Source organism: Enterobacter nematophilus (assembly GCF_026344075.1).
GTDB lineage: Bacteria > Pseudomonadota > Gammaproteobacteria > Enterobacterales > Enterobacteriaceae > Enterobacter > Enterobacter nematophilus.
Window position 1 is genome coordinate 30,596 of the sequence record NZ_JAPKNE010000010.1, and the last position, 15,784, is coordinate 46,379.

Genomic DNA, 15,784 nt, shown 5'->3' on the forward strand with positions numbered 1-15,784 from the left:
ACTGATGAAAAAAGTCGTCACGGTTTGCCCTTATTGTGCCTCAGGTTGCAAGATCCACCTGGTGGTCGATAACGGCAAAATCGTCCGGGCGGAGGCCGCGCAGGGGAAAACCAACCAGGGCACGCTGTGCCTGAAAGGGTACTACGGCTGGGATTTTATTAACGATACCCAAATCCTCACCCCGCGCCTGAAAACCCCTATGATCCGCCGCGAGCGCGGCGGCAAGCTGGAAGCCGTCTCCTGGAACGAGGCGCTGGACTACGTCGCCACGCGCCTCGGCGCCATTAAGGCCAAGTATGGCCCGGATGCCATTCAGACCACCGGCTCCTCACGCGGGACCGGGAATGAAACCAACTATGTGATGCAAAAATTCGCGCGCGCCGTTATTGGAACCAATAACGTCGACTGCTGCGCTCGCGTCTGACACGGCCCATCGGTTGCAGGTCTGCACCAGTCGGTCGGTAACGGCGCAATGAGTAATGCCATCAACGAGATAGATAACACCGATCTGGTGTTCATCTTTGGCTATAACCCGGCGGATTCTCACCCTATCGTCGCGAATCACGTTATTCGCGCTAAACAGAACGGGGCGAAAATCATCGTCTGCGATCCGCGCAAAATCGAAACCGCGCGCATTGCGGATATGCACATCGCGCTGAAAAACGGCTCGAACATCGCGCTGTTGAATGCGATGGGGCACGTCATTATTGAGGAGAACCTGTACGACCAGGCGTTTGTCGCGAGCCGTACGGAAGGCTTTGAAGAATATCGGAAAATCGTCGAAGGCTATACGCCGGAGTCGGTAGAAGCGATCACCGGCGTGAGCGCGCAGGAGATCCGCCAGGCGGCGCGGATGTATGCCGGGGCGAAAACCGCCGCCATCCTGTGGGGCATGGGCGTGACCCAGTTCTACCAGGGCGTGGAAACCGTGCGTTCCCTGACCAGCCTCGCGATGCTTACGGGGAATCTGGGCAAGGCGCACGTCGGCGTTAACCCGGTTCGCGGCCAGAATAACGTCCAGGGTGCCTGCGATATGGGCGCGCTGCCGGATACCTATCCGGGCTACCAGTACGTGAAGTTCCCGGAAAACCGCGAGAAGTTCGCGAAGGCCTGGGGCGTGGAGAGCCTGCCGGCACACACCGGCTATCGCATCAGCGAGCTACCGCACCGCGCGGCGCACGGTGAAGTACGTGCGGCCTACATCATGGGTGAAGATCCGCTCCAGACCGACGCCGAGCTGTCTGCGGTGCGCAAAGGCTTTGAGGATCTGGAGCTGGTAATTGTCCAGGATATCTTCATGACCAAAACCGCGGCGGCGGCGGATGTGATTCTCCCGTCGACCTCCTGGGGCGAGCATGAGGGCGTCTACACGGCGGCGGACCGCGGCTTCCAGCGCTTCTTTAAGGCGGTTGAACCGAAGTGGGATCTGAAAACGGACTGGCAGATCATCAGCGAAATCGCCACCCGCATGGGCTACCCGATGCACTACAACAATACCCAGGAGATCTGGGACGAGCTGCGTCACCTGTGTCCGGACTTCTACGGAGCCACCTATGAAAAAATGGGTGAGCTGGGTTACATCCAGTGGCCGTGCCGGGACGAGTCGGAGGCAGATCGGGGCACGTCGTACCTCTTCGCAGAGAAGTTCGACACCCCGAACGGGCTGGCGCAGTTCTTCACCTGCGACTGGGTCGCGCCGATCGACAAGCTCACCGACGAGTATCCGATGGTGCTCTCTACCGTGCGTGAAGTGGGCCACTACTCCTGCCGTTCAATGACCGGCAACTGTGCCGCGCTGGCGGCGCTGGCGGACGAACCGGGCTACGCGCAGATCAACACCGCCGACGCGGAGCGCCTCGGCATTGAGGATGAAGCGCTGGTGTGGGTGAATTCTCGCAAGGGCCGCATCATTACCCGCGCGCAGGTCAGCGACCGTCCAAACAAAGGGGCGGTCTATATGACCTACCAGTGGTGGATTGGTGCCTGTAACGAGCTGGTGACGGAGAACCTAAGCCCGATAACCAAAACGCCGGAGTATAAATACTGCGCCGTCAACGTGGAGCCGATTGCGGATCAGCACGCGGCGGAACAGTATGTGATCGACGAATATAACAAGCTGAAAGCACGGCTGCGTGAAAGCGCAATGGGTTGAAGCCGTTAATTGATCGTTGAATAAAGGGAGTGATTTATTCACTCCCTTTTTATTTCCGCTTAAAACATTAAAAATATCAATTATTATTCTGGAAAGCGGCTCGCAAAAATAATGTAATTCGCGCAGAACAGAATTACATCTTTGCACTTTAATTCAGAGAGATAAGATGTGCGGCGGGTGCTTAAGACTTTCTGTCTTGAGCATTGTTGAGGGACAGAAAGTGGAAAGCCCCGGGAAATTTTCATTCACCCGAGGCTACCCCTCAACTACCAACAGGTTGAGAGTAGCCTCTTATTCTTTTTTTGACAAGGAGTAAAAGGCATGACTCCATTAAAAGCTGCGTTAGGCATCGTCTTTATTATCTGCCTGACGATAGTGATTTTTACCTTTATTACTCGCGGTAGACTCTGCGAGTTTTCAATAAAGAGTGAACATCAGGAGGTGGCGGCGAAATTAGCCTGCTTGGCAGGCTAACCTCTACGGGCGGAATCACGGTTCCGCCCGGCTTGTAGGATGCTGAGGTCTTAATGCACCCATTTTTTTCTTTTGCTACCGCGATTATACTGCGCGGCGTGTACCCAGATGATAAGAATCCATGAAAGCCATTTTTCTGTTGTTGTTGTTTTTTACGTCGTTCGCCCGCGCGGATGAGATAGGCAGCCAGTATCAGAAGCAGGCGGAAGCCGGCGATGCCCGCGCCCAGTATTATCTCGCCGATACGTACTTCAGCTCCGGTGACAGAAAGCAGGCCGCGCTGTGGGCCGAGAAAGCCGCGAAAGGCGGTGATGTCGACGCCATGGGATTACTCTCGCAGATCCTTTTTACGCAGGGGGATTACGCGCAGGCTAAAGCGCTGGCGCAGCAGGCCACCATCGCCGGCAGCAAGCGCGGCACGATTATGCTGGCGCGCATTCTGGTGAATACGCAGGCGGGTAAAACCGACTATCCTCAGGCCATCAAGCTCCTGCAAACGGCGACCGAAGATATCGACAACGACTCGGCGGTCGATGCGCAGCTGCTGCTGGGGCTGATTTATGCCAACGGCGTAGAAGTGGCGCAGGATGACGTACAGGCGGCATCTTGGTTTAAGCGCAGCTCGTCTCTGTCACGTACTGGCTATGCGGAATACTGGGCAGGAATGCTGTTCCAGCAGGGTGAGAAAGGCTTTATCACGCCCAATAAACAGAAAGCGCTGTACTGGTTGAACCTGAGCTGTACGGAAGGGTTTGATACGGGGTGTGAAGAGTTTGATGCGTTGAGCGGGGAGTAAAATCCCCTCACCCTAACCCTCTCCCCAAAGGGGAGAGGGAAGAATCGTTACATCACTGGTCAGCCGTTTTATCAAAACGACCCAGCACCTCGCGTTCATACGCCAGCGCTTTTTTACGGTCGAATTTATGTTCCCACTTGGCGATAACCAGCACCGCCAGCGCGTTACCCACCACGTTCAGCGCCGTACGCGCCATGTCGAGGATACGGTCCACACCGGCAATAAATGCCAGACCTTCCAGCGGAATACCGACGCTGCCAAGCGTCGCCAGCAGCACCACGAAGGAGACGCCCGGCACGCCTGCGATACCTTTAGACGTCACCATGAGGGTCAGCACCAGCACGATCTCCTGCCACAGCGAAAGGTCAATGCCGTACAGCTGCGCGATAAAGATAGCGGCGATACTCTGGTACAGCGTTGAACCGTCCAGGTTAAAAGAGTAGCCGGTCGGCACCACGAAGCTGGTGATAGACGCTGGGGCACCGTAGGCCTCCATCTTCTCAATAATGCGCGGCAGCACGCTCTCGGAGCTTGCCGTCGAGTACGCCAGAATCAGCTCATCCTTGAGGATACGGATCAGGATCCAGATGCTCAGCCCGCACAGGCGCGCCACAATGCCCAGCACCACCAGCGCGAAGAACAGGATCGCGAAGTGCACCAGAATCACCAGCTTCGCCAGCGGCCACAGGGAGGCAAAACCGAAGTTCGCCACGGTCACTGCGATAAGCGCGAACACCCCGACCGGCGCGTAGCGCATCACCATATGGGTCACTTTGAACATGGTTTCGGAGATAGAGCGGAACACGGTGACCAGCGGCTCGCGGTGCGTCGCCGGCAGGGAGGAAAGCCCCAGACCAAACAGCACCGAGAAGAAGATGATCGGCAGCATCTCGCCTTTCGCCATGGAAGCTATGATGTTGGTCGGCACCAGCGACAGGATAGTTCCCATCAGACCGTGAGAATGGCTCTGCACGTCAGCGGTGGTGCTTTGGTATTTCGAAATATCCACCGTTGCCAGCTGCGACATATCGATCCCGGAGCCCGGCTGGAACACGTTTGCCAGCGTAATGCCGAGGATAATCGCAACCGTGGTGATCACTTCGAAATAGAGAATGGTTTTCGCACCGATGCGGCCTAACTGCTTTGCATCGCCGACGCCCGCGATACCGACCACCAGCGTCGAGATCACAATCGGCACCACAATCATCTTAATCAGATGAATAAAAATATCGCCTGCCGGAGAGAGCAGGTTCGCAATCAGCCATTCGCGGCTGTCGCTATGATAATGAAGATAACTGCCCAGCAAGATGCCCAGCACAAGGGCCAGCAGGATCTGCCAGGCCAGGCTGACTTTCAAATTTTTCATAGAAACTGACTTCCTCAATGAAATCTCCGTACCAGCAAAACTGCATGAATATGGAGACATACTGAAAGGGTATGAATTGTGTTGCGTTGGTTTATGGGATTTTTTAACGCGGCGTATGAGTATCATTTGCACGACCTGTTGCGCAAGCCTTAAAGAACGACGCATTTCACTCCCAAAAGCGGTTATGACGCGAGTTTGTCATAATTCTGATAAATAACCTTTTGTTATAAAAACGCTTTTTTATAAAGAATTGTGAATAATCGATGGCGTGAATTATTTCCCTTCAAAGTTTCATTCGCTCAATTTTCAGCCTGTTCAAACAATGCGTGATCTGTCGCCCAAATAATAAACAAAGCTTGTAAAGCCCCTACTATTAACGTTTTTGCGACATATTATTAACATCTTACAAGGAGAAAAAAAGCCATGAGCCAAATACACAAACACGACATTCCCGCAAACATTGCGGACCGTTGCCTGATCAGCCCGGAGCAGTACCACGAGAAATATCAGCAATCTGTTACTAACCCGGACGCCTTCTGGGGCGAGCAGGGTCACATCCTTGACTGGATCAAACCTTACCAGAAGGTGAAGAACACCTCCTTTGCGCCGGGCAACGTCTCCATTAAATGGTATGAAGACGGCACGCTGAACCTGGCGGCGAACTGCCTGGACCGCCATCTCGCCGAGCGCGGCAACGAAACGGCCATTATCTGGGAAGGCGACGATGCCTCTCAGAGCAAACACATCTCTTATAAAGAACTGCACCGCGACGTCTGCCGCTTCGCCAACGTCCTGCTGGAAAAAGGCATTAAAAAAGGCGATGTGGTCGCTATCTATATGCCGATGGTGCCGGAAGCCGCGGTGGCTATGCTCGCCTGCGCGCGCATCGGCGCGATCCACTCCGTTATCTTCGGCGGCTTCTCGCCGGAAGCGGTTGCCGGGCGCATCGTTGACTCTAACTCGAAGCTGGTGATCACTGCCGACGAGGGCGTGCGCGCCGGACGCGGTATCCCACTGAAGAAAAACGTCGACGAAGCGCTGAAAAACCCCAACGTCAAAACGGTCAGCAACGTCATTGTCCTTAAGCGTACCGGCGGCAAGATCGACTGGAACGAGGGGCGCGACCTGTGGTGGAGCGACCTGATTGAAAACGCGAGCGACCAGCATCAGCCTGAAGAGATGAACGCGGAAGATCCACTGTTTATTCTTTACACCTCCGGCTCAACCGGTAAACCGAAAGGCGTTCTGCACACCACCGGCGGCTATCTGGTCTATGCGGCCACCACCTTCAAATACGTTTTCGACTACCATCCGGGCGACATCTACTGGTGTACCGCCGACGTGGGCTGGGTGACCGGCCACAGCTACCTGCTGTACGGCCCGCTGGCCTGCGGCGCAACGACGCTGATGTTTGAGGGCGTACCGAACTGGCCGACCCCGGCGCGCATGTGTCAGGTGGTCGATAAGCACCAGGTCAACATTCTCTACACCGCGCCAACGGCGATCCGCGCGCTAATGGCGGAAGGTGATAAGGCCATCGAGGGCACCGACCGCTCTTCACTGCGCATCCTCGGTTCCGTGGGCGAACCCATTAACCCGGAAGCCTGGGAGTGGTACTGGAAGAAGATTGGCAACGAGAAGTGCCCGGTGATGGACACCTGGTGGCAGACCGAAACCGGCGGCTTCATGATCACCCCGATGCCGGGCGCAACGCAGCTGAAGGCCGGCTCGGCAACCCGTCCGTTCTTCGGCGTGCAGCCTGCGCTGGTGGATAACGAAGGCAATCCGCAGGAAGGCGCCACCGAGGGCAACCTGGTGATCGTCGATTCCTGGCCGGGCCAGGCGCGCACCCTGTTCGGTGATCACGATCGCTTCGAGCAGACCTACTTCTCGACCTTTAAAAACATGTACTTCAGCGGCGACGGCGCGCGCCGTGACGAAGACGGCTATTACTGGATCACCGGACGCGTGGACGACGTGCTGAACGTTTCCGGTCACCGTCTGGGCACGGCGGAGATTGAGTCTGCGCTGGTATCGCATCCGAAGATTGCCGAAGCGGCGGTTGTGGGCATTCCTCACAACATCAAAGGCCAGGCGATTTACGCCTACGTCACCCTGAACCACGGCGAAGAACCCTCGCCGGAGCTGTATACCGAAGTGCGCAACTGGGTCCGTAAAGAGATCGGCCCGCTTGCCACGCCGGACGTGCTGCACTGGACCGACTCGCTGCCGAAAACCCGTTCCGGCAAGATTATGCGCCGTATCCTGCGCAAAATCGCGGCGGGGGACACCAGCAACCTTGGTGATACCTCGACGCTTGCGGATCCTGGCGTGGTGGACAAACTGCTCGAAGAGAAGCAGGCCATCGCAATGCCTTCCTAATTTTTCTCCCTCTCCCCGTGGGAGAGGGCCGGGGTGAGGGCATCAGACCGCACCTTCCTCCCCTCACCCTAACCCTCTCCCCATAGGGGAGAGGGGATAAAACAAACCAACCTTACCTCTGGAGATTTCTGTGATGAATCATGATATTTGTCAGCAGATAGAGAATAGTGCGCACTACAGGGAGCTCGTCGATAAACGGCAACGGTTTGCCTTCTTACTTTCTATCATCATGCTGATTATCTACGTCGGCTTTATTCTGCTGATCGCCTTTGCGCCGCACTGGCTGGGCACCCCGCTGCATGCGGGTACCAGCGTCACGCGCGGCATTCCGATTGGCATTGGCGTGATTGTGATTTCATTCTTGCTGACCGGCGTATACGTCTGGCGCGCCAACGGTGAATTCGATCGTCTCAATAAAGCGGTACTGCAAGAGGTAAAAGCATCATGAAGCGAGTTCTGACGGCGATTGCCGCCACACTTCCCTTTGCTGCAAGCGCGGCGGATGCCCTTACCGGCGAAGTCCAGCGCCAGCCAACCAACTGGCAGGCGATTGTGATGTTCCTGATTTTCGTGGTGCTGACGCTTTACATCACCTACTGGGCGTCGAAACGCGTGCGCTCCCGTAACGATTACTACACCGCGGGCGGCAACATTACCGGCTTCCAGAACGGGCTGGCGATTGCGGGTGATTTTATGTCTGCCGCCTCGTTCCTCGGGATCTCCGCGCTGGTCTACACCTCCGGCTACGACGGGCTAATCTACTCCCTCGGCTTCCTCGTCGGCTGGCCGATCATTCTGTTCCTGATTGCCGAGCGCCTGCGTAACCTCGGTCGCTATACCTTTGCCGACGTGGCCTCATACCGCCTGAAACAGGGCCCTATCCGCATGCTCTCCGCCTGTGGCTCGCTGGTGGTGGTGGCTCTTTACCTGATTGCCCAGATGGTGGGGGCAGGCAAGCTGATCGAACTGCTGTTCGGCCTGAACTACCACGTCGCGGTGGTGCTGGTGGGCGTGCTGATGGTGATGTACGTCCTGTTCGGCGGCATGCTGGCGACCACCTGGGTGCAAATCATCAAAGCGGTGCTGCTGCTGTTCGGCGCCAGCTTTATGGCCTTTATGGTGATGAAGCACGTCGGCTTTAGCTTCAATAATCTGTTTACCGAAGCGATGGCTGTCCACCCGAAAGGGGAAGCGATCATGAGCCCTGGCGGGCTGGTGAAAGACCCGATTTCCGCGCTCTCTCTCGGTCTCGGCCTGATGTTCGGTACCGCTGGCCTGCCGCATATTCTGATGCGCTTCTTTACGGTGAGCGATGCGCGTGAAGCGCGCAAGAGCGTCTTCTACGCCACCGGCTTTATGGGTTACTTCTACATCCTGACCTTTATCATCGGCTTCGGCGCAATCATGCTGGTGGGGGCGAATCCGGCGTTTAAAGACGCGGCGGGCGCGCTGATCGGCGGTAACAACATGGCGGCGGTGCACCTGGCCGACGCGGTGGGCGGCAACCTGTTCCTCGGCTTTATCTCCGCCGTGGCCTTCGCCACCATCCTTGCGGTGGTGGCAGGGCTGACGCTGGCGGGCGCGTCTGCGGTATCGCACGATCTCTACGCCAACGTCTTCCGCAAAGGCGCAAGCGAGCGCGATGAGCTGAAGGTCTCCAAAATCACCGTGCTGGTGCTGGGCGTTGTGGCCATTCTGTTAGGCATTCTGTTCGAGAAGCAGAACATCGCCTTTATGGTGGGGCTGGCCTTCTCGATTGCGGCAAGCTGTAACTTCCCTATCATCCTGCTGTCCATGTACTGGTCAAAACTGACCACCCGTGGGGCGATGATTGGCGGCTGGCTGGGCCTGCTGACGGCGGTGATCCTGATGATCCTCGGCCCGACCATCTGGGTGCAGATCCTCGGTCACGAAAGCGCTATCTTCCCGTACGAGTACCCGGCGCTGTTCTCTATTGCCGTGGCGTTTATCGGTATCTGGGTCTTCTCGGCCACCGACAACTCGCCGGAGGGTAACCTGGAGCGTGAGAAATTCCGCGCCCAGTTTATCCGTTCACAGACCGGCCTGGGCGTCGAGCAGGGCCGCGCGCACTAAGCCTTTCTCCCCGGTCAATCTGGCCGGGGAGCTTAAAACATCACCCACGCCACCAGCGGCGCAATCAGTACCATCGTTACGCCCGAGAGCATCATCACCAGGCTTGCAACGACCCCTTCCTGCTGACCCAGCTCATACGAACGCGCGGTCCCCGCGCCGTGCGACGCCGCGCCAAACCCTGCCCCTTTCGCCATCCCTTCCCGAATAGAGAGCCGCAGGAACAGCACATCCCCCACCGCCATGCCAAAGACGCCCGTGACCACCACAAACAGCGCCACCAGATCCGGCTGTCCGCCGAGCGGTTTCGCCGCCGCCAGCGCAAACGGCGTGGTCACCGAACGTACGGCCAGGCTGCGCTGGATTTCATCAGGCAGCGTAAACAGCCGCGCCAGCCAGACCGAGCTGCACACCGCCACCACCGTGGCGGTGGCGACGCCCGCGCTGAGCGACATCCAGTGGCGTTTAATGATTTTCAGGTTGTCATACACCGGCACCGCAAAAGCGATGGTCGCCGGGCCGAGCAGCCACAGCAGCCAGTGGGACTCACCAATGTAGTTCTGCCAGGAGATATGGCCGAAGACCAGCATCAGCACCAGCAGGATGGGCGTGAAGACCAGCGGCATCAGCGGCAGTGCGCGGAAGCGGCGGTACAGGCGTTTGTTGGCAAAGTAGATGACGACCGTCGCAATCAGGCACAGCACGCTTATCTGAAAGTTAGTCATGCTTCTGCCTGCTGATTTCAAACCGATACACTTTATCCACCACCCAGGCGGTGGCACCCAGCACCATCAGCGTGCTCAGGGCGATAACCGCGAAGATGCGCCAGCCGTCGACCATCAGCAGCTGCGCATAGTTCACCACGGCGACCACGGCCGGAACGAAGAACAGCAGCATCTCCGCCAGCAGCCAGCGCGCGCCGGCCCGCACCCAGCTAAGGGGTAACGCACGTGAGAGGATCAGCGTCAGCATCAGTACCATCCCCACCAGGTTGGCGGGTAAAGGCAGGTGCAGCCAGTCGACAAGGTATTCCGCAAAAACAAACAGTCCCGCGTAGAGCAGTACCTGAACCGGTACCAGGAGTCGTTGCACAACGGCAGGCGTAACACGGCTTAACGCCACGGCCATGGGGGTTTTCCTCAGAAATGAGACGAGGCGCCAGTATAGTGAGCGTACGTCATCGACTGAAATGAATTAAAATCATCGAAGGTATAGTTTCGAGGAATAATCATGGACATAAGAACGCTGCGCTATTTTGTCGAGGTGGTTCGCCAGCAAAGTTTCACCCGCGCAGCGGAGAAGTTGTTCGTTACCCAGCCGACCATCAGCAAGATGCTGAAAAACCTCGAAGATGAGCTGAACTGTACCCTGCTGATCCGCGACGGACGCAAGCTGCTGCTGACGGATACCGGACGCGTGGTGTTCGAGCGCGGGCTGGCGATCCTGGCGGAGTTCCGCCAGCTTGAGGCCGAGCTTGCGGACATCAACCATCTGACTAAAGGGCTGTTACGCCTGGGCATTCCGCCGATGGTCGGCATGATGATGGCCGGGCCGATTAGCCTGTTCCGCCAGCGCTACCCCGGCGTTGAGCTTAAAATTTCTGAATTTGGCGGCCTGACCGTGCAGCAGGCGGTGATCAACGGCGAGCTGGACGTGGCGATGACCGCCCTTCCCGTGGAGGAGGAGAGCGGACTGGCGACGCTGCCGCTCTTTAGCCACCCTCTGTGCGTGCTGGTGCCCCGCTCCGGCGACTGGCTGAAGATAGATTCGGTGAAGCCCGAGCTTCTCGGCGAGCATCCCCTGCTGATCTACAACGAAGACTTCGCCTTAAGCCGCCAGCTGATGACCCTGTTTAACCACCATAACGTGAAGCCGCGCATTGCGGTGCGCAGCGGTCAGTGGGATTTCCTGGCGGCGATGGTGCAGGCGGGCGTGGGGATTGCCATTCTACCGCAGCCGATTTGCGAGCGGCTGGATAAAAACACGCTGCGCTGGATCCCGCTGGAGAGCGATCTGCACTGGCAGTTGGGGATGATATGGCGTGAAGGAGTGTATTTATCACAGAGCGCGCAGGCGTGGCTGCAATGCTGTGAGGGGTTTTGGGTGCCCTGACCCTCACCCCAACCCCTCTCCCCATAGGGGCGAGGGGCTCGATCGGTTCCCTCTCCCCTGTGGGGAGAGGGCTAGGGTGAGGGGAAAAAACAACGCTACTGATTCTCTATCAACAACGCTTCCAGCAGGTCCAGATCGTGCAGCAGCTTTTGCAGCGTCTCGTTGCTGATCTGACGCGTGGCGCGCAGGTGGTACAGCTCGGCGCGCTCTGAGCGCAGCGCCGCCAGGCGGAAGCGGCGCTCCAGGTTTTCTTCCTGCAGCGAGCTTTCCACGTCGTTACGCCCGTCAGCGCGGCGGCGCAGGTTGCCTATCACGCGGGAACTGACTTCCTTCAGCAGCTGGTTATCAATGTTCTCTTCGGCATCGGCGGCCAGGCGCTCCTCCATCTTCTCGATGGCCACAATCGCCACTTCCGCCGTGGCCGCGCGGGCAATCCGCTCCTCTTTGTGCTGTTGGGTCGAGTCACCGGCATCAATGTGCTGGAGTAAAATCGGCAGCATAATCACGCCGACAAACAGCGAGAAGAGGATCACGCCCGCCGCCAGGAACACCAGCTCGTAGCGCGCCGGGAAGACGTCGCCCGTCGGCAGCAGCAGCGGAATAGAGAGCACACCGGCGAGGGTAATTGCCCCGCGCACGCCCGCGAAGGAGGCAATCAGCAGCTCGCGCGTGGTCCAGGAGCCGAACTCCATCGGCTTTTTGGTCAGGAAGCGCATGCTGAATTTTTTCATCGTCCACAGCCAGCCGAAACGCACCAGCATCAATGCCATGTAGATCAGCACGATATCGGTAAACAGCATCCAGACTTCAACGTTTGGATCCGCCTCCGCCGCGATCAGCGAGGACTCCATAATGCCCGGCAGCTGCAGGCCCAGCAGCAGGAATACCATGCCGTTGAACACGAATTCCAGCATCGCCCAGGTGCTGTTGGCGCGCAGGCGCATCGCCAGCGGCGCGCGGCGCATTACGCCGGAACGGGTGATGGTCATCCCCGCCGCTACCGCCGCCAGAATGCCCGAAACGCCGATATGTTCAGCGATCAGGTAAGAGGCAAACGGCAGCAGGAACAGCAGGACGATCTGCGTTGCCGGTTCATCGCCGCCCCAGCGGCTGAGGAAGCGCAGCGAGCGGCCGTACAGCCAGCTCACCACGAAGCCCGCGAGGATACCGCCAATCGCCACCTTGAAGAATTCCAGGGTCGCGCCACCCACGGTAAAGATCATCGTTCCCATGGCAACCGCCACGGCAAACTTCAGGGCAACCAGGCCGGAAGCGTCGTTCATCAGCGCCTCGCCCTGCAAAATGCCCATAATTTTCTTCGGAATGCGCCCTTCGCCCACAATGCCGGAAAGCGCCACGGCGTCGGTAGGCGACAGCACGGCGGCCAGCGCAAAGGCGGGGATGAGCGGGATACCCGGTACGGTCCAGTAGATCAGGAAACCAATCCCGACCACGGTCACGACGACCAGCGCCAGCGCCAGGCCGAGGATCTCTCGACCGTGTTCCAGAAACTCGCGCGTGGGGGTTTTCCAGCCATCGGCAAACAGCAGCGGCGGGATAAACAGCACGAGGAACAGTTCCGGGTCGAACTCCACGTGCAGACCGAACGTCGGCCACGCCAGCAGCGCACCGATAGCTATTTGCATTAAAGGCAGGGGGACCTGGAAGGGCAGTACGCGTGTGACCACCCCGGATAACGAGACCACAAGGGTCATGATGAGTATTGTGAAGAAGATTTCCATGCGTTCCCTGTTTGCTGTGTTACTTATGTACTACGGAAGGCGTCGTGCCTTTTATTCTATCTTCTCCAGAGTAACGCAAAAGGCAACGGGATGAGTCCTGAAAATAAAAACGGGCGGCCTGAGCCACCCGTTTTCGCATCAATGGATAACTCAGATTGCCCAGCCGCCCGCGTAGAACGCCACCAGCGCAACGGCGATCACCACGGTACCGATGTTCAGCTTGCGCCACTCACCGGAGACCAGACGACCAATCACCAGCGAGGCGAAGCCGATCATGATGCCGGTCACGATGTTACAGGTCAGAACAATAAACACTGCGGTAATCAGGCCGGACATCGCATCCACGAAGTCCGCAAAGTCGATTTTCGCCACGTTGCTCAGCATCAGCAGGCCGACGTACATCAGCGCTGGCGCGGTCGCGTAAGCCGGGACCAGGTAAGAGAGCGGAGAGAGGAACAGGATCAGCAGGAACAGCACGCCGACGGTGATTGCCGTCAGGCCCGTTTTACCGCCTGCCGCCGTACCCGCTGCGGATTCGATATACACCGCCGCAGGCGCCGCACCCACCAGGCCAGAGAAGACGCTGCTCAGGGAGTCGGTGGTCAGCGCTTTGCCGCCGTCAATAATCTGGCCGTCTTTATCCAGCAGGTTGGCCTGACCGGCCACCGCGCGGATGGTCCCGGTGGCGTCAAACACCGCGGTCATCACCAGCGCCAGCACGCTAGGCAGGATCACCGGGTTCAGCGCGCCGACAATATCCAGGCTGCCGATCAGGGAGTTGCCTTTGTCATCGCTCAGGGACGGCATGGCGAAAATACCGGAGAAGTGGACGGTCGGATCGAAAATCAGGCCGACGATAGACACGCCGATAATGGTCAGCAGGATGCCGCCCGGCACTTTCAGTTTTTCCAGGCCGATAATCACCGCCAGACCCACCAGCGACATGATCACCGGGAAGCTCGCGAAGTGACCGAGCGCTACCGGCAGGCCGTCCAGCGGGTTCTTAATCACCAGGCCAACGCCGTTGGCGGCGATCAGCAGCAGGAACAGGCCGATACCGATACCGGTGCCGTGCGCCACGCCCTGCGGCAGGTTGCGCAAAATCCAGCTACGGATGCCGGTGGCAGAAATAACGGTAAACAGCACGCCCATCAGGAACACGGCGCCGAGGGCAACCGGTACGCTGATCTGCTGGCCCAGCACCAGGCTGAACGCAGTAAAGGCGGTCAACGAGATGGCGCAACCAATCGCCAGCGGCAGGTTCGCCCACAGGCCCATTACGATGGAGCCCACACCAGCCACCAGGCAGGTGGCGACGAAGACTGCCGCAGGCGGGAAGCCCGCCTTGCCAAGCATGCCCGGCACCACGATGACGGAGTAAACCATCGCCAGAAACGTGGTCAGACCGGCAACGACTTCCTGGCGCACGGTGCTGCCACGAGCCGAAATTTTAAACATGGCGTCTAATGAACCGCCGGTACGCGCAGATGGCGTAGACATAGAAACATCCCCTGAGAGTTTTTATAGAACGTTCATAAGCGTGGTGGAGACACCGCTGCCAGCTAAACGTCAAATCCGTGTGTTGCGTATGCGACGAAAGGGCGTCACAAAAAAGCAAACGTTTAGCTCCGCGCTTATAAAACGGGTGGTCAAATTAAGGCAAACGATTATCCAGCCTTATACCCGCCCTTTTCAACTGAACTTTGTCGTTTATCGCTAAAATTCACTTATGACGATGAAGAAATAAACAGAGGATGCGCAAACGTTATCGTCTATGCGCAATTTGTTTACATTTCACTCCTCGCCCGGGATCGTTAATGGGCCACCCTGTTGCAGGGTTCTTTGCCAGCCGGGGCTGCTTTCCACTTTTTGCTTCCATGCCTGAATATGCGGCAGATTAGCAATGCCGCCGCGCGCCAGCAGGGCAAAGAGGGGGAAGCTCATCTGAATGTCGGCCATGCTTAACGCCTCTCCGGCAAACCAGCTGTTTTTAGCGAGATGTGAGTCAATAAAGCGCGCGTGGGTCTCCAGCTGGGGGTTGAGATACGCTTTCTGTACCCCCTGCCCCAGCGCCTTGCCCAGCGTTCGGATGCCAAACGGCACGGGCGGCTTGCCGAGACTACTGAAGACCAGCTTCATTAGCAGCAGCGGCATCAGCGAGCCTTCTGCGTAATGCAGCCAGAAGCGATATTGCACCTTATGCGCGGGGTCTAAAGGCTTTAGCCGCGATTCGGCATCATAGGTTTCCTGCAGATACTCCAGAATGGCGCCTGACTCCGCAAGGATCAGCCCGTTATCTTCAATGACCGGCGATTTGCCCAACGGATGTACCTTTTTGAGGGACTCGGGTGCCAGCATGTTCTTTTCGCGCTGGTAGTGAACGATCTCATAAGGCAGGGCGAGTTCTTCCAGCGCCCAGATGACGCGGTGCGAGCGCGACTGGTTAAGATGATGTACCGTGAGCATGATTTTCTCCTGTTATTCATACTTTTTAACTATAGAAAATCGAACAACACCGCGAAAAAATTTCGTCTAAAAAACGGCTGGCGCGGCTGGCGAAAAAACGGGTCTTGCATAAAATTAAAGTGTCAGCACAATCCGGAACCTCCCCAACCAGCTCGACACGAGGGGTGCTGATGTCGGGGGAAACCCTCCCGTGAACCAGCGGG

Annotated in this window: 13 protein-coding genes; 7 read left to right on the forward strand and 6 right to left on the reverse strand. The window is 57.7% G+C overall.

The genetic code is table 11. The annotated features are described in order from the left end of the window. Nucleotides 1–4: 4 nt before the first annotated feature. The 3 genes from fdhF (at nucleotide 5) to OSH03_RS19520 (ending at nucleotide 3,422) form a co-directional block, all read left to right on the forward strand. The gene (gene fdhF, locus OSH03_RS19510; RefSeq protein ID WP_080442041.1) at nucleotides 5–2,152 is read left to right on the forward strand and encodes a formate dehydrogenase subunit alpha; all 2,148 of its coding nucleotides are present in this window, start codon (nucleotides 5–7) and stop codon (nucleotides 2,150–2,152) included. 321 nt (nucleotides 2,153–2,473) lie between these two features. Beyond that, nucleotides 2,474–2,626: a Hok/Gef family protein gene (locus OSH03_RS19515; RefSeq protein ID WP_151412713.1), complete on the forward strand. Its 153-nt coding sequence runs from the start codon at nucleotides 2,474–2,476 to the stop codon at nucleotides 2,624–2,626. Between the two features lie 121 nt (nucleotides 2,627–2,747). Continuing rightward, nucleotides 2,748–3,422, forward strand: a complete 675-nt coding sequence (locus OSH03_RS19520) for a tetratricopeptide repeat protein (protein WP_061099535.1) — start codon at nucleotides 2,748–2,750, stop codon at nucleotides 3,420–3,422. A 52-nt stretch (nucleotides 3,423–3,474) separates the two neighbouring features. On the opposite strand, the gene gltP is transcribed toward OSH03_RS19520, so the two are convergent. Beyond that, nucleotides 3,475–4,788, reverse strand: a complete 1,314-nt coding sequence (gene gltP / locus OSH03_RS19525) for a glutamate/aspartate:proton symporter GltP (protein WP_028015187.1) — start codon at nucleotides 4,786–4,788, stop codon at nucleotides 3,475–3,477. Between the two features lie 423 nt (nucleotides 4,789–5,211). Here gltP and acs point away from each other — a divergent pair, with 423 nt between their 5' ends. From acs to actP, 3 genes are all read left to right on the forward strand, one after another. Next, entirely contained in the window at nucleotides 5,212–7,170 is a 1,959-nt protein-coding gene (gene acs / locus OSH03_RS19530; RefSeq protein WP_266179865.1) for an acetate--CoA ligase, read from the forward strand. A gap of 133 nt (nucleotides 7,171–7,303) precedes the next feature. Beyond that, nucleotides 7,304–7,618 carry a DUF485 domain-containing protein gene (locus OSH03_RS19535; RefSeq protein WP_266179906.1) on the forward strand — a complete coding sequence of 105 codons (315 nt, stop codon included), beginning with the start codon at nucleotides 7,304–7,306 and terminating at the stop codon, nucleotides 7,616–7,618. After that, nucleotides 7,615–9,264 (forward strand): cation/acetate symporter ActP, encoded by a 1,650-nt coding sequence (gene actP, locus OSH03_RS19540; RefSeq protein WP_266179866.1) that lies wholly within the window; start codon nucleotides 7,615–7,617, stop codon nucleotides 9,262–9,264. Before OSH03_RS19535 ends, actP begins: the two co-directional genes overlap by 4 nt. A 32-nt stretch (nucleotides 9,265–9,296) precedes the next feature. Here actP and OSH03_RS19545 read toward each other — a convergent pair whose 3' ends face one another. Together OSH03_RS19545 and OSH03_RS19550 are read right to left on the reverse strand one after the other, a co-directional pair. Continuing rightward, complete coding sequence (locus OSH03_RS19545) at nucleotides 9,297–9,986, reverse strand: LrgB family protein (protein ID WP_266179867.1); 690 nt, start codon at nucleotides 9,984–9,986, stop codon at nucleotides 9,297–9,299. Further along, on the reverse strand, nucleotides 9,979–10,389 hold the full coding sequence (locus tag OSH03_RS19550) for a CidA/LrgA family protein (RefSeq protein WP_266179868.1): 411 nt from the start codon (nucleotides 10,387–10,389) through the stop codon (nucleotides 9,979–9,981). The genes OSH03_RS19545 and OSH03_RS19550 overlap by 8 nt, the downstream gene beginning before the upstream one ends. 102 nt (nucleotides 10,390–10,491) lie before the next feature. Here OSH03_RS19550 and OSH03_RS19555 point away from each other — a divergent pair, with 102 nt between their 5' ends. After that, nucleotides 10,492–11,373 carry a LysR family transcriptional regulator gene (locus OSH03_RS19555; RefSeq protein WP_151412710.1) on the forward strand — a complete coding sequence of 294 codons (882 nt, stop codon included), beginning with the start codon at nucleotides 10,492–10,494 and terminating at the stop codon, nucleotides 11,371–11,373. 95 nt (nucleotides 11,374–11,468) lie between these two features. Here OSH03_RS19555 and OSH03_RS19560 read toward each other — a convergent pair whose 3' ends face one another. From OSH03_RS19560 to OSH03_RS19570, 3 genes are all read right to left on the reverse strand, one after another. Further along, nucleotides 11,469–13,115 carry a Na+/H+ antiporter gene (locus OSH03_RS19560; RefSeq protein ID WP_061099543.1) on the reverse strand — a complete coding sequence of 549 codons (1,647 nt, stop codon included), beginning with the start codon at nucleotides 13,113–13,115 and terminating at the stop codon, nucleotides 11,469–11,471. A gap of 150 nt (nucleotides 13,116–13,265) precedes the next feature. After that, on the reverse strand, nucleotides 13,266–14,615 hold the full coding sequence (ghxP, locus tag OSH03_RS19565; RefSeq protein WP_061099544.1) for a guanine/hypoxanthine transporter GhxP: 1,350 nt from the start codon (nucleotides 14,613–14,615) through the stop codon (nucleotides 13,266–13,268). 294 nt (nucleotides 14,616–14,909) lie between these two features. Beyond that, entirely contained in the window at nucleotides 14,910–15,581 is a 672-nt protein-coding gene (locus OSH03_RS19570; protein ID WP_061099545.1) for a glutathione S-transferase family protein, read from the reverse strand. Nucleotides 15,582–15,784 lie beyond the last annotated feature (203 nt).